General features: G+C 40.1%; 1 protein-coding gene. It reads left to right on the forward strand.

The features are described 5' to 3' along the window. The coding region (locus tag AAEY79_RS14385) for a hypothetical protein (RefSeq protein ID WP_352288950.1) at nt 1-302 on the forward strand (302 nt) is incomplete at both ends.

Below are 302 nucleotides of genomic sequence, written 5' to 3' on the forward strand. Positions count from 1 at the left end.
CATTTAGAGTCACTGCCTAAATCTACAACGCAAGCTCCATGGCCTGAGCTAAGTCAGCTTACTGTATTGGATATTGTGGTTAACGATGAATTACGTGCTGATTTTATTTGGCAGTGTCATAACGTGCTTATCTTCAATGCGCTATATGACAATGTCGTAGGCAGCTTGGCGTCAATTTCGAAAGAAGCCATGATGTCAAAAAGTTTATCTCGTGAATCAGTGGATAAATTACTCCACAAATCGATTGATAACGCATTATCGACAAGCGACAAAGCTAACGACAAGAGCAAGTTCTATAAGTG

It is taken from the genome of Psychrobacter sp. GW64-MNA-CIBAN-0177, assembly GCF_040309585.1.
Classification (GTDB): domain Bacteria; phylum Pseudomonadota; class Gammaproteobacteria; order Pseudomonadales; family Moraxellaceae; genus Psychrobacter; species Psychrobacter okhotskensis.